Source organism: Pantoea sp. PGP6, assembly GCF_053474785.1.
The window spans coordinates 3,975,448-3,993,030 of the sequence record NZ_JBQBMA010000001.1 but is presented as its reverse complement, the minus strand read 5'-3'; the positions used below and the strand labels follow the sequence as shown (position 1 = coordinate 3,993,030).

Here is a 17,583-nt window from a genome sequence, read left to right as displayed (position 1 = left end):
TAAATTAAGATATTTAGAATAAATATCATCATGGGATAAATCTTATTTTATTCCGATCCGAGGGGCGCGCCTTCCTGGAGGCGGTTTTTTGTTATAAATTCATCGCATCCCAAATACGAAAAAATTCTACGTACGTTGGATATTTAGCATAACCGACTTGATTAATTTAGCGGTTATGACTCATGAAGATTGCACTATTTTCAGGCTGAAATCGTTTCCAACCGAACCGATTCGCGCCAAATATAATAAGAATTGTCCTGAATTTATTCTCCGGATCATGATGTGATTCTCAATTTTCGGACCAGCTTGGTTTGAAGTCTTACATTTTCGCCAGGCCCACTGAGCGCTTATTAATTCGTTACAGGGATGTTGTACCGAAGCGGTTGTAGTTGAGTAATACTAAGGAAGAGTCGATGAAATTGAGCGTAATGTCTAATGCCGCCTGGATGATGTCTGAGAAGATCATCTCCGTGTTTGGCGTCATATTTGTGACTTCTTACGTGGCGAAATCCTTTGGCCCAACGGTGTTTGGCCAGATGGCGTTTTCAACCTCACTATTTGCGATGGTGCAAACCGTTGCAATCTTTGGCACCGAAACCATTCTGTTTAAGCGTGTCAGTAAAAATGCGTCGAAAGGCTTACGCCTGATGACCATCGCGCGTACCTTGCGCATGGTGCTATTACTGCTCACCTCGGTGCCAGTCTTAATCTGGGTCTGGTACAACATGCAGGAAAATTTCCTGGCATTTGCACTGGCCTCATTTGTTGCCTCGGTTTTTGTCACCCAGGATACGTTCAGCGTTTACAACAATGCGCGTCTTGCCTCGCGTCTGAATACCATCGCCAATGCGGTCGGCATGCTGCTGAGTTTCGCTATCAGCTTCACCATCGCCTGGCTGCGGCTGAATCCGCTGTGGCTGACGCTGTCGATTGTGGCGGTGACGCTGGTGCCTTACCTGATCAAGCGGCACAACTTTTATCAGGAACACCAGGATCAGATGCCGCCGCGTGAAAAGCGGACTGCCTATCTGCGTTACCTGATGTATGCCGGTCTGCCGCTGGCGATCTCCAGCATCTTTATTTCTGTCCAGGTCAAAGCGGCGCAGATGTTCCTGGCGGGCACCGCCCCGGCGCGCGACCTTGGCCTGTTTGCCGCGGCTAATACCATTTCTGCCTCGTGGATTTTTATCCCGGTGGCGCTGATTACCTCCTGCTTCACTGAAATCTTCAGAGAGCGTGGCGAGGTGGCCATCAAGCTGGCGGCCCGGCTCAATGGTTACGTTATGGGTGTTTCATTGCTGATGCTGCTGGTCATCTCGTTATTCGGCGAGCAGATCATTATCGCGTTGTATGGTCCGGAATTTACACAGTCAGGAAGTCTCATAACGTTGCTGTCGATAGCGACCAGCTTTTCGGCAATGGGGACAGTAGCTTATCGCTACATGGTTAAGGAGGGAGGGTTTAACTATCTGCTGAAGAAAATCATTTGTCTGATGGTCATCAGTTTGCCGCTCTCATGGTGGTTGATTCAGGGCCACGGCATCATGGGAGCCGCGTGGAGCGTTTTCCTTTCAGAGCTTTTGTCCCTGACCGTCATGAATTACTTCTTTAAAAACGGCGTCATTCAAAAGATTCAAGTTTCCTCACTCAACTACAAAACCTACAAATGAGGTCCGATATGCTCAAGTTGAAAGAAGAACTCAGAAGAAGTGTGCAGTACTTTATTAAGAAGATGCCCTGGGCGTACCAGGACCGCATCTACTACTTCCACAAGTTCAGAAAGCTGCCCAATCTGCGTCAGCCGAAAGTGTTCAACGAAAAGGTGTTGTACCGTAAATTTGTCTATGGCGATTACCAGAACTATGGCCGCCTGTCGGACAAATATTCGGTGCGTGAATTTATTGCCGAAAAAATCGGTAATGAATATCTGATTCCGCTGGTACACGAAACCACTGACCCGACCACGCTGAACAGCTTACCGTGCTGGAAAGGGACGGTGATTAAGCCGAACCACGCCTCCAACATGGTGGAGATTCTGCTGGAAGAGCCAGACGCGCTGCGCAAACAGCAGATTATTCACGACTGCTACCGCTGGCTGAAGACCGACTTCGCTAACGAAGCACGTGAGATCCACTATCGCTACATCAAGCCGCGCATCCTGGTGGAGAAATACATCGGTGATGGCAAAAGCGCGCCGATTGATTACAAGTTTCACATGTTCAACAAGCGTGATGGCAAGTTCGAATATGTGCTGCAGGTGATCTACAACCGCTGCCAGCCGCTGCTGTCGATGAACTTCTACGTGAATAACCTCAACGAGGCGTTTCACAAGATTCGCGATACCGGTCTGGATGTCTCGCCGATTCTGCCGTCACTGCAACATGCGCTCGATCTGAGCAAAAAGCTGGCCAGTGATTTCGATTACGTGCGGGTCGATTGGTATATCCATGAAGAACAGATCTATTTCGGTGAACTCACTTTCACGCCGGGTGCAGGCCTGGTGACCGGATTGGATCGGGGTTTAAACCAGATGATGGGAGATATGTGGATTCAGGACCGCCGCGGAACGCAGAGACCGGGCGTCACAGTGCAGGATGTTAATATCCCTGCCATGTTGAAGAAAGTTTAAGCACACACAGCAATGTAAAAAACCCCGCCTGGCGGGGTTTTTTATTGGCAAAAATCAGGCTATCGACGCGACAGTCTCAGCGTATCACTCGATCAGGGCATCGGCCATTCAGCAGGCGCCTGACTCATCACGTCGATAAAGGCGTGCTTAGAGATTTCCATGAAGTTGTGCACGTTTTCCATGCTCAGGGTAATTCCCATCAGACCGGTAACGAACCAGCAGGTCATGCCTAAACCAATCCCGCCACACATGAATGCCATCACATGATGACTATCCTGACGCAATTTGGTTTTCAGGGTGCTGGCGAAAAACATCATTACTGCGCTCAACAATTCCCAACGCATAACAAGCAGACTGGTGGTTAACGTAGCCATCGGCCGGACCTCAATATCAGTTAGTATTCCTGACAATTTGCGGACATCACCGGCGGCGGAAAAGCGTGTCAGGAAGTGCTTTAGCGCCGTCAACCCAAGTTCATAGTGTGACTTGAGTCACATTATATCACCCGATTTGAAATTTTGAACAAAATTTGACACTGGTATGGCAGGAAATTGTTGCAGATATGAACAGCGGGAAGGGCAAATCAGAGAGGCGATCAGGCACGCCCGAAGACGGGCGTCCTGACAGTTAACGGACCGGGCAGCACTCGCCGGTGGTGCGCTGGGTAAAGCTGGCCATGCTGTCATTGCAGCCGAAGCTCAGCAGGCGAGGGCGCTGAATCGCCTGACGGCGCATGGTGTGACGGTAGGCGGTAGGGGTTTGCGAGAACTGGCGGCGAAACACCCGCGAGAAGGTCTGCTGCGAGTCATAGCCGTACTGCATCGCGATATCAAACACCGGGCGCTGGGTCTGAGACAGCGCTTCGGCTGCCAGCGTCAGACGGCGTTCACGGATATAGCCGCCAAGCGTCTGTTTGGTGACGGTACGGAACATCCGCTGCAGGTGCCATTTCGAATAACCCGATTTTGCTGCCACTTCATCAATGGACAAACTTTTGTCCAGATTCTGGTCAATCCAGTGCGTCAGGGAATGAATGATCTCTTCTTGCATCATGGCCTCATCCTTCTGGTGCTTAATAAGCGGTAATGGGAGTTTAGTCGTTTTGATGGGAAGCGAGTATAATTCCTCAAGTTAACTTGAGGTAAAGAGCCAGATGAAAAAAGATCGCAACTACCCCAAACCGGTATTAACGCCGGGCGAAGTGGCGCGCCGCAGCGGCGTCGCGGTGTCAGCGCTGCACTTCTATGAAACCAAAGGGCTGATATTCAGTACCCGTAACGGCGGTAATCAGCGGCGTTACAGCCGTGATGTGCTGCGACGCGTGGCTATCATCAAAATTGCGCAACGCATCGGTATTCCGCTGGCGACCGTCAGCGACAGCCTTGAGCATATTCCGGCCAATAAGCGGATGTCGGCCCCGGAGTGGGACGCCCTGACTCAGCACTGGCGCGAAGAGCTGGATAAGCGCATCGAAACCCTGACCCGGTTGCGCAACGACCTTGATGGCTGTATCGGCTGCGGCTGTCTGTCGATGCGCGATTGTCCGCTGCGCAATCCGGGCGATCGGCTGGGTCAGCAAGGGTCAGGAGCGGTGCTGCTCGACCCGGAACAGGACGGTAACCATCCGGACGCGGAGTGACGTCTATACTGGTGGGAGGTCAACACACAGGGAATCATGATGATCACCGTTCACCATCTCGAGCAATCACGTTCACATCGGGTGCTATGGCTGCTGGAAGAGCTGGAAGTGCCGTATCAGATCAAACGTTATCAACGCGAGCCAACCATGCTGGCGCCCGAGGCGCTGAAAAAAGTGCATCCGCTGGGAAAATCACCGGTGATTACCGATGAAAACCGGGTGGTGGCGGAATCCGGGGCGATTCTCGAGTATCTGGAACAGAAATATGATCACGAATTCCGGCTGAAGCTGAGTGATGAAGAGTCGCTGTTGCAGTCGCGCTACTGGCTGCACTACGCCGAGGGTTCGCTGATGCCGCTGCTGGTGATGAAGCTGATCTTCGGACAGATGGGGAAAGCGCCGGTGCCCTGGCTGCTGCGCCCGGTTGGCGCGGCGTTTGGCAAAGGGGTGCAGAAGGCCTGGCTCGATAAACAGCTGCAACCGCATATGAAAATGATTGAGCAGCATCTGGCGGCTAATCCGTGGTTCGCGGGTCAGCGCTTCGGTATCGCCGACATTCAGATGAGCTTTCCGCTGCTGGCCCTGGCGCAACGTGTCGGGATGGAGCAGATGCCGGCCAGTCAGAAATGGCTGCAAACCGTTCAGCAGCGTGCTGCCTGGCAGCGGGCTATCGATCAGGGCGGCGAACTCTCTCTGCCAGGTTAATCCTCTCTCTGCTGGCGTACCGTTTTTTTTCGTGCGGCGCTGCCAGTTGTTCAGCGTTTAAAAATGTCTGTAACTTCAACGCCTCAGCCGATGCGGTCAGCCGCTGCCTGGCCGAAAACGGCGCTCACCACCTGATCTTTATGCTGATTAATGTCCTTCCGCCAGTTGAAAATGTGCCGGTAAACGCCGGATAATCGTTTGCCTTTTTATCTGGCGGTCCTTTGACTGCCAACTATCTGCGGCAAGGTAAACGTTTGCCTGGCGGAATTACTCCATCAGCGCAGCCGGATTACCCGCTTATTTCAGGGACAGCGACGGTCGCAGAGCGATCCACACTACAAAAAATCTTTGAGGCTCAACTATGTCAATTGAATCACGCCCGGCCAGTGGAAAACTGGACGCCTGGTTCGCGATCTCGGCGCGCGGCAGCAGTGTGCGTCAGGAAATTCTGGCCGGACTGACTACCTTTCTGGCGATGGTCTATTCGGTCATTGTGGTACCGGGCATGCTCGGTAAAGCCGGTTTTCCGCCAACCGCGGTATTTGTCGCCACCTGCCTGGTAGCCAGTTTCGGCTCCATCCTGATGGGGCTGTGGGCCAATTTGCCGATGGCGATTGGCTGCGCCATTTCGCTGACCGCCTTTACCGCCTTTAGCCTGGTGCTGGGCCAGCACATCAGCGTACCGGTCGCGCTCGGTGCGGTATTCCTGATGGGGTTGCTGTTTACCCTGATCTCGGTGACCGGCATTCGGGCGTGGATCCTGCGCAACCTGCCAATGGGCGTGGCGCATGGCACCGGCGTCGGAATTGGATTGTTCCTGCTGCTGATCGCGGCGGATGGCGTCGGTCTGGTGGTAAAAAACCCGGCACCGGGTTTGCCGGTTGCGCTGGGTCAGTTTGCTACTTTCCCGGTGATCATGACGCTGCTGGGACTGGCGGCGATTTTTGGCCTGGAAAAACGGCGGGTACCGGGCGGCATTCTGATGACGATTATCGCCATTTCGCTGCTCGGGCTGATCTTCGATCCGGCGGTGAGCTACAAAGGATTGTTTGCTCTGCCGAGCCTGCGTGACGCCAGCGGTCAGTCGCTGGTGTTCAGCCTCGACATCATGGGCGCGTTGCAGCCGGTGGTGCTGCCGAGCGTGCTGGCACTGGTAATGACCGCAGTATTTGACGCCACCGGCACCATTCGCGCGGTGGCGGGGCAGGCCAATCTGCTGGATAAGCAGGGCCAGATTATCAATGGCGGTCGCGCCCTGACGACCGATTCGGTCAGCAGCCTGTTTGCGGGCCTGGTCGGCGCGTCACCTGCGGCGGTGTATATCGAGTCAGCGGCCGGTACTGCGGCGGGCGGCAAAACCGGCCTGACCGCCATTGTGGTCGGCCTGCTGTTTATGGTGATCCTGTTTATGTCACCGCTGGCCTGGCTGGTACCGGCTTACGCTACCGCACCCGCGCTGATGTATGTCGGTCTGCTGATGCTGAGTAACGTGGCGAAAATCGACTTTAATGACTTCGTCGATGCGATGTCCGGCCTGTTGACCGCGGTGATTATCGTGCTGACCTGCAACATCGTCACCGGCATCATGATCGGCTTTGCCTCGCTGGTGGTCGGCCGCGTTTTTGCGGGTGAATGGCGCAAGCTGAACCTTGGGACGGTGCTGATCGCCGTAGCGCTGGTGGCGTTTTACGCCGGCGGCTGGGCGATCTGACTGATCAACCGGGCGCGCAGCGGTGCGTCCGGAATTTTTCACTTTTTTCCCGCCAGCCGCACGCGTAGCTGACCCTTCAGGCTTCGGTTTGTTTTACACTTTAGCGCTCAACAATGATTGAAAGATAACGACGCGCCTAAGGAAAGCATGGAAATCTTTTTTACTATTCTCATCATGACGCTGGTGGTGTCGCTCTCTGGCGTCGCTGCCCGTATTTTGCCCTTTCAGATCCCGCTGCCGCTGGTGCAGATCGCCGCTGGCGCACTGCTGGCCTGGCCCACTTTTGGTCTGCATGTAGATTTTGACCCGGAACTGTTTCTGGTGCTGTTTATCCCGCCGCTGCTGTTTGCTGACGGCTGGAAAACGCCAATCAGCGAGTTCCTGCATCATGGTCGCGAGATTATTGGCTTAGCGCTGGCGCTGGTATTGATTACCGTGGTCGGCATTGGCTATCTGATCTACTGGATGGTGCCCGGCATTCCGCTGATCCCGGCCTTTGCGCTGGCGGCGGTGCTGTCTCCGACCGATGCCGTGGCGCTCTCCGGGATTGTCGGCGAAGGGCGTATCCCGAAGAAAATCATGTCGATTGTGCAGGGCGAAGCCCTGATGAACGACGCGTCAGGTCTGGTGTCGCTGAAATTCGCCGTCGCCGTCGCGATGGGCACCATGGTATTTACCTGGGGCGGTGCCAGCGTCGAATTCCTGAAAGTGGCGATTGGTGGTCTGATCGCCGGTGTGGCGGTCTGCTGGCTGTACGGTAAATCGCTGCGCATACTCAGCCGCTGGAGCGGTGACGATCCGGCCACCCAGACCGTGCTGCTGCTGCTGCTGCCGTTCGCCTCTTACCTGATTGCGGAACACCTCGGCGTATCGGGTATCCTCGCGGCCGTCGCGGCGGGGATGACCATCACCCGTTCCGGCATTATCCGTCAGGCACCGCTGGCGATGCGTTTGCGCGCCAATAGCGTCTGGCAGATGCTGGAGTTCGTGTTCAACGGCATGGTGTTCCTGATGCTGGGCCTGCAGCTGCCGGACATTCTGCAAACCTCGGTGGATCAGGCTAATGCTGATCCAAACGTTGAGCTGTGGATGCTGTTCGCCGATATCGGGCTGGTCTATCTGGCGCTGATGCTGGTGCGTTTTGGCTGGCTGTTTATCATGCAGCGCTTCAGCAAACGCCTGCTGAAGAAGAAGCCGCTGGAGTTCTCCAACTACTCGCTGCGTGAACTGCTGATCGCTTCCTTTGCCGGCGTCCGCGGGGCGATTACCCTCGCTGGTGTGCTGTCGATTCCGCTGTTCCTCAGCAACGGTGATCCGTTCCCGGCGCGTTATGAGCTGGTGTTTATCGCCACCGGGGTGATCCTGTTCTCGCTGCTGGTCGGAGTGGTGATCCTGCCGATTCTGCTGCGTGGTATCGATACCATTGATAAAGGTGCGCATCGTCGTGAGCTGCAAAATGCCCGCGCAGTAATGGCCAGCGTGGCGATTGAGAGCCTGCATAAGATGGAAGCGCGACTGGAAAAAGAGTCGGACCAGAACATCGATCCGGAACTGCTGAAAGAGGTGAGTCTGCGGGTGATCGGCAACTTACGCCGCCGCGCTGAAGGGAAAAATGACCTTGAGCACGCGCTGTTCGCTGAGAACCTGGAGCGCCGCTTCCGCCTGACCGGCCTGCGTGCCGAACGGGCCGAGGTCTACCATCTGCGCGCGACCCAGCAGATCTCCAATGAGACGATGCAGAAACTGCTGCACGATCTCGACCTGCTTGAAGCATTACTGATCGAAAAAGAAGAGTAAGCCTCTGCCGGCACGCTGCACCGCCAGTGCAGCGTGCCGCCGGTTCAGACCGACAGGCGCGGTGCCTGGTCTGGCCAGTGTTCGCGGCAGCAGGCGATCCACGCCTGAGCGCTGCGCGACAGATAGTTACCTTCACGCCAGATCAAACCCAGACTCCACTTCAGCTCCGATTCCAGCGGTAGCCACAGCAACGACTGTTTATCCAGCCGCTGACAGATTGGCTCCGGCAGAATCGCCAGCCCCATTTCCGCCTGCACCATCGCCGCCAGAAAATCCCACTGGCCGCTGCGTACCGCTACCGTTGGCGTCAGGTTCTGTCGCTGGAACGCCTGCATCAACTGCCGGTTCAGTGAAAACTCCTCATTAAAAATCAGCAGCGGATGCTGCGCCAGTTCGGCCAGCCCAATCTGGCTGCGACTCAGCCACTCCGGCCGGCGCGGCAGCAGCACGCACAGCGGGTGATGCATCAGCGGCAGGGTATTCAGCGGCAGCTCCGCATCAACCGGCAGCGCCGTCAGAGCAATATCAAGGCTGCCGGCCAGCACCGCCTGCTGCACGGTCAGGCCGCCGAACTCAGAAATTTTCAGCTTCACGCCAGGATAACGACGGCGAAAGGCAGAGATCGATCCGGCAATCTGCATACCGACCATCGGCGGAATGCCGAGCCGCAGTTCTCCGGTCTTCAGCTGGTTAATATCGCCGATCTCCGCTTCAAGCTGATGGAATTCCTGCAAAATCGCCACGCCACGCTGATAGACCGCCTGGCCGCTGTCGGTCAGATGCAGGCGACGGCCATCACGCAGGATCAGGGTACAGCCCAGCTCTTCCTCCAGCTGGCGTAACATCTTGCTGATGGTCGGCTGGGTGACGAACAGTTTTTGCGCCGCGCGGGTGAAACTCTGCTGGCGTACCACTTCGGTAAAGTAACGCAGGGCACGAACGTCCATAACTATTCCTTTTCGGCATGATTCCAATAATATTAATTCATTTTTTTCACCTTCTGTCGGCGATTTATACTGTCCTCCTGAATTTAATCGGGGAGAAAAGGCGATGGCATTCGCAATCAGTTCACGCAGACCCAGCCGGCTGCAATGGCTCAGCCTGCCGCTCCAGCTGGGGTTATATATCGGCGTCTTTGTCGCCTGCGAGCAACTGGTCAACTGGCTGCACCTGCCGCTGCCCGCCAATATTGTCGGCATGGTGCTGATGCTGGTGCTCATCGTCACCCGGATAGTGCCGCTGAGCTGGGTTAAAGCGGGCTCCCGCTGGTTACTGGCCGAGATGCTGCTGTTCTTTATTCCGGCGGTGGTGGCGGTGGTGAACTACGGCGACCTGTTGCGGGTGGACGGCTGGCGCATCTGCGTGGTGATTGGCGTCAGTACGATGCTGGTGCTGGCCTCGACGGCGCTGGTGGTTGATCGACTCTACCGCTATGAAATCGCGCGCGCTGCGCGTAAGCAGGCCGGCGATGCGTGATCTGATAATCAGCCTGTTGTGCGTGGTGGTGACGCTGCTGGTCTACGCACTGAATAAACGGCTTTATCGCCGCTGGCGCACGCTGCTGCTGATGCCGCTGGTCATGACGCCGGTGGTGCTGGTGGCGCTGCTGCTGCTGACTCACATCAGCTGGCAGGACTACATTGCCGAAAATCACTGGTTACTCTGGCTGCTGGGTCCGGCGACGCTGGCGTTTGCGGTGCCGGTGTATGAGAACGTGGCAATCATCAAACGCCACTGGCTGTCGCTCAGCGCCGGGGTGCTTACCGCCACGGTGGTCGCGGTGTGCAGCTCAGTATGGCTGGCGCGTCTGTTAACGCTGCCGGAGTCGATTCAGCGCAGCCTGGCGGTGCGCTCCATTACCACGCCGTTTGCGCTGGCGGCGGCCGGGCCGATTGGTGGCCAGCCAGATCTGGTGGCGCTGTTCGTGGTGATCACCGGCGTGTTTGGCATGGCGGTCGGCGATGTGCTGTTTCTGCGGATCGCGATTAAGCAGGGCGTGGCAAAAGGGGCAGGATTAGGTGCCGCCTCGCACGGTGCCGGTACGGCACGCGCGTATCAGATGGGCCCACAGGAGGGTGTGGTGGCCAGCCTGGTGATGATGCTGTCCGGCGTTGTTACCGTGGTACTGGCCCCGCTGATTGGCCACCTGATGTGGGCGATACCGGCGTAACCGGCGCGTCGTGCTGCCAGCCGTGGCGCGACACCGGACCGGTGACACGTATTTTTACGTAAAGCTTGCTAAATAATGTTGTCTCCGCGTTTCAGACTGTTAACCTTGCGGCCGAATTAATTGTCCTTCACGGAGTGGAATCATGTTTAAGCAACTTGTTACCGGGAGCGCACTTGGCCTCGTTTTACTGAGCGGTGCCGCTCAGGCAATCGAAGGCAGTGTTGACGTCAGCGAGCACAACACCAACCTGAATGTGGGTCTCGGCACCACAACCCCTGGCCTGTTTCTGAAAGGCAACTGGCTGCGCAGCGACCATGACGGCAGCACCTACGGTGCCGGTCTGGGTTACAACGTTGACTTCGGACCTCTGCGTCTGGCGCCGACCGCAAAAGCGATCTTCACCCATCCTGAAGATGGAAAAGATGGATTTGCGGTGGCGCTGGGTGGCGCAGCGCAATACAACTTCAACAGCATGTGGGGTCTGTATGGCGAATATTATTACGCGCCAGAATCCTTCACCGATCAGCTCGACAGCTACCAGGAAGCGGGCGGTGGCCTGAGTTTCACCCCGATTTCACTGCTTAACCTGCGCGTCGGTTATCAGTACATCGAGCTGAACAACAAAGATGGCCGTAAAGATAACGTGCTGGTCGACGGTCCATACGTCGGCGCATCGCTGCGTTTCTGATTCTGCCGATCCTGAAAAAAGGGCGGTACCCTGTGGGGTGCCGCCCTTTTTTTATCTCGCGCTTAGCTGAAAACTAATGCGCTCTGCCCTGGTCGATGCCGGAGCCGGTCTGCGAACGGATAAACTGCATCCGGAAGCGTGAACGCTCCTCCGCGCCCTGCTGCGAATGATCGGTAACCGAGAACAGCCAGGTGCCGATAAACGCAATCGCCATGGAGAACAGCGCCGGATACTCGTACGGATAGATTGGCTTAGCATGACCCAGCACCTGTACCCAGACCGTCGGGCCGAGGATCATCAGCACCACGGCGGTAATCAGCCCCAGCCAGCCACCGACCATCGCGCCGCGCGTGGTCAGCTTTGACCAGTACATCGACAGCAGAATGATCGGGAAGTTACAGCTGGCGGCAATCGAGAAGGCCAGTCCGACCATGAATGCGATGTTCTGCTTCTCAAACAGAATGCCCAGCGCAATCGCCACCACACCTAATACCAGCACGGTGATTTTAGAGACCCGCAGCTCATCACGTTCGCTTGCCTGACCTTTACGGTAGACGCTGGCGTAGAGGTCATGCGAGACCGCCGAGGCACCGGCCAGCGTTAAGCCCGCTACCACCGCCAGAATGGTGGCAAAGGCCACCGCCGAAATAAAGCCGAGGAAGGTACTGCCACCCACCGCGTTAGCCAGATGTACCGCTGCCATATTGGTGCCGCCAATCAGCGCGCCGCTGGCATCTTTAAAGGCCGGATTCGCGCCAACCAGCAAGATCGCACCGAAGCCGATAATAAAGGTCAGGAAGTAGAAGTAGCCCATAAAGCCGGTGGCCCAGAACACGCTTTTACGCGCCTCTTTGGCATCGGCCACGGTAAAGAAGCGCATCAGAATATGCGGCAGACCAGCGGTACCAAACATCAATCCCAGCCCGAGTGACAGTGCCGAAATCGGATCTTTTACCAGCCCGCCCGGTTGCATAATCGCGATCCCTTTCGGGTGGACCGCCATCGCTTCGGTAAACAGCGTGTTGAAGCTAAAGCCGGTGGTCTTCATGACCATCACCGCCATAAAGGTGGCACCAAACAGCAGCAGCACTGCCTTGATAATCTGTACCCAGGTGGTGGCGAGCATGCCGCCAAACAGCACATACATCACCATCAGAATGCCGACCAGCACCACCGCTACGTGATAGTTGAGGCCAAACAGCAGCTGAATCAGTTTACCGGCACCGACCATCTGGGCAATCAGATAGAGCGCCACCACCACCAGTGAGCCGCAGGCGGAGAGGGTACGGATCGGTTTCTGCTTCAGGCGATACGAGGCGACGTCGGCGAAGGTGTAGCGGCCCAGATTACGCAGCCGTTCGGCGATCAGGAACAGAATCATCGGCCAGCCGACTAAAAAGCCGAGCGAGTAGATCAGCCCGTCATAACCGGAGGTGTAAACCAGCGCCGAGATGCCAAGGAACGAGGCGGCAGACATAAAGTCGCCCGCCATCGCCAGCCCATTCTGGAAGCCGGTAATATTGCCGCCAGCGGTGTAGTAGTCGCTGCGCGAACGGGTGCGCTTAGACGCCCAGTAGGTAATGCCCAGCGTGGCCCCGACGAAAATCACAAACATGACGATCGCCTGATAGTTAACCGCCTGACGCTGCACTGCGCCGGTAATCGCATCGGCGGCCAGCGCCGAAAACGGCAGCAGCGCCGCCAGCATCCATAAGCAGAGACGCATCATGATTTCACCTCGCTCAGGATCGCTTTGGTCAGCCGGTCAAACTCGCCGTTGGCACGCCAGACGTAAATGCCGGTCAGCACAAACGACATCACGATCAGTCCGACACCGATGGGAATACCGCGGGTGACGTTGGTTCCCGGATGCAGCGGTGTGCCGAGCCAGCCTGGCGCAAAGGCGATCAGCAGGATAAAACCGACATACAGCACCAGCATAATCAGCGACAGCAGCGTGGCGAACGCCTGGCGCTTACGGACTAATTCATGAAAGCGGGGATTACGTTCAATCTGTTGGTAGATTGCATCCTGTTTCGAAAGGGCGTCATTCATCACATTTTCTCCAGAGGTCTTGCAGGCGTAAACCTCACGCCAGGGCGCGGGTTCGGCTGGTAATTTTATTTGTGACTACAGAAACACACTGCGTAGGGCGGGCATGGCGGGAAATGATCTTCCCGCCGGATAAGGTGCGCTTAAGGCATTTTGATCGACTGTTTCTCCTCAAGCAGTTTTTCCACTACGCCAGGATCGGCGAGGGTGGAGGTATCGCCGAGATTGCTGGTATCGCCGGTGGCGATTTTGCGCAGAATACGACGCATGATCTTGCCGGAGCGGGTTTTCGGTAGCGAGTCGGTCCAGTGCAGCACATCCGGGGTGGCAATCGGGCCGATCTCTTTACGTACCCAGTTACGCACTTCGGTATAGAGTTCGGGCGACGGCTCCTCACCGTGGTTCAGGGTGATGTAAGCATAAATCGCCTGGCCCTTGATGCTGTGCGGAATGCCGACCACTGCGGCTTCAGCAATTTTCGGATGTGACACCAGTGCCGACTCAATCTCGGCGGTGCCAAGACGGTGGCCGGAGACGTTGAGCACGTCATCCACACGGCCGGTGATCCAGTAATAGCCATCCTCATCACGACGCGCACCGTCGCCGCTGAAGTAGACATTTTTAAAGGTAGAGAAGTAGGTCTGCTCAAAGCGATCGTGGTCGCCATACAGCGTACGGGCCTGACCCGGCCAGGATTCGGTGATCACCAGATTGCCTTCACAGGCGCCTTGCTGCGGCTGGCCTTCATTATCCACCAGCGCCGGTTGTACCCCGAAGAACGGTTTAGTGGCCGATCCCGCTTTGAGTTCGGTCGCACCCGGCAGCGGGGTGATCATGAAGCCGCCGGTTTCAGTCTGCCACCAGGTATCGACGATTGGGCAGCGGCTGTTGCCGATTTTCTTGTAGTACCACTCCCAGGCTTCCGGGTTAATCGGTTCACCGACTGACCCCATGATGCGCAGGCTGCTACGGTCGGTTCCCTGGATCGCTTTATCACCTTCAGCCATCAGGGCGCGGATCGCGGTAGGGGCGGTATAGAGCAGCGTCACCTTATGTTTATCCACCACTTCCGCCATGCGGCTCGGCGTTGGCCAGTTCGGCACCCCTTCAAACATCAGGGTGGTCGCGCCACAGGCCAGCGGACCGTATAGCAGGTAGCTGTGGCCGGTGATCCAGCCGACGTCGGCGGTACACCAGTAGACGTCGTCCTGATGGTAATCGAAGACAAATTTAAAAGTGGTCGCCGCGTAGACCAGATAACCGCCGGTGGTGTGCAACACCCCTTTCGGCTTACCGGTCGAGCCGGAGGTATAAAGGATAAACAGCGGATCTTCCGCTCCGACTTCGGCCGGAGAATGGTTGGTGCTGGCATTCAGCATCAGCTCATGCCACCAGCGGTCGCGACCTTCGATCCAGCCGATATCGTTGCCGGTACGCTGGAACACCACCACGTTTTTCACGCTGGTGACGTTAGGATTTTTTAACGCATCATCGACATTTTTCTTCAGCGGGATGCTGCGTCCGGCACGGACACCTTCATCGGCGGTAATCACCAGCGAAGCGCTGGAATCGACGATCCTGCCGGCCACGGCTTCCGGCGAAAAACCACCAAAAATTACCGAATGGACGGCACCGATACGCGCACAGGCCAGCATCGCCACGGCGGCTTCCGGCACCATCGGCATATAGATCGCCACCACATCGCCTTTCTTCACCTTGATCAATTCCAGCACGTTGGCGAAGCGACAGACTTCAGCATGCAGCTGGCGGAAGGTCAGGGTTTTGCTCTCACTGGCGTCGTCGCCTTCCCAGATAATCGCCGGGTGGTCGCCGCGGGTCTGCAAATGCCGGTCAAGGCAGTTTGCCGCCAGATTGAGCGTGCCATCTTCGTACCAGCGAATGTCAATGTTGCCCGGCGCAAACGAGCAGTTTTTCACTTTGCTGTAGGGCTTGATCCAGTCGAGGATTTTGCCCTGTTCGCCCCAGAACGTATCCGGATCAGCGACAGATTGCTGATACATCGTCTGATACTGTTCAGCGGTGATCAGCGTGTTTGCTGCAATATTCTCTGGAACGGGATGTTTATGTATTTGGCTCATGGCGGATCTCCTTGAAGTTGTTAATGATATGTCAACCAATGGTTAATTGAAGCCCGCACTGAGGCTTTGTTTCTTTTTTGCGCCGTAGATCACGCCCTCAACACCGCGCGCGATAAAGGGCTGATGAAGCGGCAATTGGTGATAAGTCCCTGCTGGCAATAAGGAATAAAGGTGTAACTTTTTGTGTTCAGGCGTGTTTAAAAAGCGAGCAAACGCGTCGGGTGAGTTTTTGCGCAATTCTGCATAGCTATGCGTTAATTCATCGAACTAATACTTTTCATAACAGCAGGTTAGGGATTTACGGCTGGCGCAGCATTTTATGCTACTTAGATGGTGAACTTTTAAACGAAGACGCCAAGGGTTGCATTTACCACAGCGAAAATGGTACTTATCTCGCCCCTGTTCTGCAGGTATCAACTCAGACCGCGTCTGAAAATGGGTATGGGAATCATCAGATTTTCGTGCGAGGCGCTGTCTCCAAACACCCTCTAATTTACCGGGCTTTTTGCTCACTTCCCTGTGTGTATTGTCTTCTGCACCTTCGCAGTAGAGAGAAACGGGTTTTGACTGAGGAAATTACGCGTTATGAAAGGTTTTAAAATCAGCCTGGCCTGGCAGATTCTGATAGCCCTGGTGCTTGGCATCGTTGTGGGTGCCGTGCTGCATAATCAGCCAGACAATCGTGAATGGTTAGTCACCAATATTCTCAGCCCGGCGGGCGACATCTTTATCCACCTGATTAAGATGATTGTGGTACCGATCGTGATCTCATCACTGATCGTCGGGATTGCCGGCGTCGGCGATGCCAAAAAGTTGGGACGCATCGGCGTCAAAACGATTCTCTACTTTGAAGTGATCACCACCCTTGCCATTGTGGTCGGGATTACCCTGGCCAACGTATTTCAACCCGGCACCGGCATCGATATGTCAACGCTGGCAACGGTGGACATCTCTAAATATGAAGCCACCACGGCGGAAGTGCAGGGCGGTCCGCACAGCCTCGTCGCCACCATTCTGTCGCTGATCCCGCAGAACATTTTCGCCTCGATGGTGAAAGGTGACATGCTGCCGATTATCTTCTTCTCGGTGCTGTTTGGCTTAGGCCTGTCATCTCTGCCGTCAGAACAGCGCGATCCGCTGGTGAATCTGTTCCGTGGCATCTCTGAAACCATGTTCAAAGTGACGCACATGATCATGCGCTATGCGCCGGTCGGTGTGTTCGCCCTGATTGCCGTCACCATCGCTAACTTCGGCTTCGCCTCGCTGTGGCCGCTGGCTAAGCTGGTGCTGCTGGTCTATGCGGCGATTCTGTTCTTCGCCTTTGTGGTGCTGGGTGGCGTTGCGCGCTTCTGTAAGCTGCGTATCACCACGCTGATGCGTATCCTCAAAGATGAGCTGATTCTCTCTTACTCCACCTCCAGCTCAGAGACGGTATTGCCACGCATCATGCAGAAGATGGAAGCCTACGGCGCGCCGAAAGCAATCACCAGCTTCGTGGTGCCGACCGGTTATTCGTTTAACCTTGATGGCTCAACCCTGTATCAGAGTATCGCCGCCATCTTTATCGCCCAGCTGTATGGCATCGATCTGTCGCTGAGCGACGAGATTATCCTGGTGCTGACGCTGATGGTGACCTCGAAAGGCATTGCTGGCGTGCCAGGCGTCTCTTTCGTGGTGCTGCTGGCGACGCTGGGCAGCGTCGGTATTCCGCTGGAAGGGCTGGCATTCATCGCCGGTGTTGACCGTATAATGGACATGGCGCGTACTGCCCTGAACGTCATTGGTAACGCTCTGGCGGTGCTGGTCATCGCCCGCTGGGAAAACCAGTTCGACGCCGAACAGGCGAAAGAGTATGAACTGCAACTGCGCACTCAGACCGCCAGTTAATCGCACTGCTTAATAAAAAAGGCTCAACGAAAGTTGGGCCTTTTTTGTTTCCGGCAAATGACTGTGACCGGTTCAACCGCACACCTTACCTGACACCTGACACCTGACACCTGACCTTGTCTCTTTTCAAAAGCGACACAAAAGTCCGCGGGAAGAGCAGGTTCACCCGAAGAGTAAAGCGTCCCACGCCAGGGAAGGCGTGGGCC

General features: G+C 55.9%; 16 protein-coding genes. 10 read left to right on the top strand and 6 right to left on the bottom strand.

Annotated elements, in window-relative coordinates:
• The first annotated feature begins 413 nt into the window (after positions 1-413).
• Positions 414-1,670, top strand: a complete 1,257-nt coding sequence (locus tag ACLIBF_RS19335; protein WP_031375506.1) for an oligosaccharide flippase family protein — start codon at positions 414-416, stop codon at positions 1,668-1,670.
• An 8-nt stretch (positions 1,671-1,678) separates the two neighbouring features.
• Positions 1,679-2,629: an ATP-grasp fold amidoligase family protein gene (locus ACLIBF_RS19330; protein ID WP_031375505.1), complete on the top strand. Its 951-nt coding sequence runs from the start codon at positions 1,679-1,681 to the stop codon at positions 2,627-2,629.
• A gap of 92 nt (positions 2,630-2,721) precedes the next feature.
• On the opposite strand, the gene ACLIBF_RS19325 is transcribed toward ACLIBF_RS19330, so the two are convergent.
• Positions 2,722-3,003, bottom strand: coding sequence for a YjcB family protein (locus ACLIBF_RS19325; RefSeq protein WP_046288557.1), 282 nt, complete (start codon positions 3,001-3,003; stop codon positions 2,722-2,724).
• 253 nt (positions 3,004-3,256) lie between these two features.
• Entirely contained in the window at positions 3,257-3,682 is a 426-nt protein-coding gene (gene soxS, locus ACLIBF_RS19320; RefSeq protein WP_031375503.1) for a superoxide response transcriptional regulator SoxS, read from the bottom strand.
• A gap of 100 nt (positions 3,683-3,782) precedes the next feature.
• Here soxS and soxR point away from each other — a divergent pair, with 100 nt between their 5' ends.
• The 4 genes from soxR (at position 3,783) to ACLIBF_RS19300 (ending at position 8,481) form a co-directional block, all read left to right on the top strand.
• Entirely contained in the window at positions 3,783-4,268 is a 486-nt protein-coding gene (soxR, locus tag ACLIBF_RS19315) for a redox-sensitive transcriptional activator SoxR (protein WP_031375502.1), read from the top strand.
• A 39-nt stretch (positions 4,269-4,307) separates the two neighbouring features.
• A complete protein-coding gene (locus tag ACLIBF_RS19310) occupies positions 4,308-4,973 on the top strand; it encodes a glutathione S-transferase family protein (RefSeq protein WP_279810447.1) in 666 nt (221 codons plus the stop codon).
• 361 nt (positions 4,974-5,334) lie between these two features.
• Positions 5,335-6,684: an NCS2 family permease gene (locus ACLIBF_RS19305; RefSeq protein WP_069729447.1), complete on the top strand. Its 1,350-nt coding sequence runs from the start codon at positions 5,335-5,337 to the stop codon at positions 6,682-6,684.
• 147 nt (positions 6,685-6,831) lie between these two features.
• On the top strand, positions 6,832-8,481 hold the full coding sequence (locus ACLIBF_RS19300; RefSeq protein WP_089561281.1) for a Na+/H+ antiporter: 1,650 nt from the start codon (positions 6,832-6,834) through the stop codon (positions 8,479-8,481).
• Positions 8,482-8,525: 44 nt separating this feature from the next.
• On the opposite strand, the gene ACLIBF_RS19295 is transcribed toward ACLIBF_RS19300, so the two are convergent.
• Positions 8,526-9,428 (bottom strand): LysR family transcriptional regulator, encoded by a 903-nt coding sequence (locus ACLIBF_RS19295; protein ID WP_031375499.1) that lies wholly within the window; start codon positions 9,426-9,428, stop codon positions 8,526-8,528.
• A 103-nt stretch (positions 9,429-9,531) separates the two neighbouring features.
• Between ACLIBF_RS19295 and ACLIBF_RS19290 the strand changes: the two genes are divergently transcribed.
• From ACLIBF_RS19290 to ACLIBF_RS19280, 3 genes are all read left to right on the top strand, one after another.
• Positions 9,532-9,957, top strand: a complete 426-nt coding sequence (locus tag ACLIBF_RS19290; RefSeq protein WP_031375498.1) for a CidA/LrgA family protein — start codon at positions 9,532-9,534, stop codon at positions 9,955-9,957.
• On the top strand, positions 9,950-10,651 hold the full coding sequence (locus tag ACLIBF_RS19285) for an LrgB family protein (protein ID WP_031375497.1): 702 nt from the start codon (positions 9,950-9,952) through the stop codon (positions 10,649-10,651). Before ACLIBF_RS19290 ends, ACLIBF_RS19285 begins: the two co-directional genes overlap by 8 nt.
• A gap of 142 nt (positions 10,652-10,793) precedes the next feature.
• Positions 10,794-11,339, top strand: coding sequence for a YfaZ family outer membrane protein (locus ACLIBF_RS19280; protein ID WP_031375496.1), 546 nt, complete (start codon positions 10,794-10,796; stop codon positions 11,337-11,339).
• Between the two features lie 73 nt (positions 11,340-11,412).
• On the opposite strand, the gene actP is transcribed toward ACLIBF_RS19280, so the two are convergent.
• From actP to acs, 3 genes are all read right to left on the bottom strand, one after another.
• Positions 11,413-13,068, bottom strand: a complete 1,656-nt coding sequence (gene actP, locus ACLIBF_RS19275) for a cation/acetate symporter ActP (RefSeq protein ID WP_122983640.1) — start codon at positions 13,066-13,068, stop codon at positions 11,413-11,415.
• Positions 13,065-13,394: a DUF485 domain-containing protein gene (locus ACLIBF_RS19270; RefSeq protein ID WP_069729448.1), complete on the bottom strand. Its 330-nt coding sequence runs from the start codon at positions 13,392-13,394 to the stop codon at positions 13,065-13,067. The genes actP and ACLIBF_RS19270 overlap by 4 nt, the downstream gene beginning before the upstream one ends.
• Before the next feature lie 140 nt (positions 13,395-13,534).
• The gene (gene acs, locus ACLIBF_RS19265; RefSeq protein WP_448310309.1) at positions 13,535-15,490 is read right to left on the bottom strand and encodes an acetate--CoA ligase; all 1,956 of its coding nucleotides are present in this window, start codon (positions 15,488-15,490) and stop codon (positions 13,535-13,537) included.
• A 585-nt stretch (positions 15,491-16,075) separates the two neighbouring features.
• Between acs and gltP the strand changes: the two genes are divergently transcribed.
• The gene (gltP, locus tag ACLIBF_RS19260; protein ID WP_031375492.1) at positions 16,076-17,377 is read left to right on the top strand and encodes a glutamate/aspartate:proton symporter GltP; all 1,302 of its coding nucleotides are present in this window, start codon (positions 16,076-16,078) and stop codon (positions 17,375-17,377) included.
• Positions 17,378-17,583: the final 206 nt, after the last annotated feature.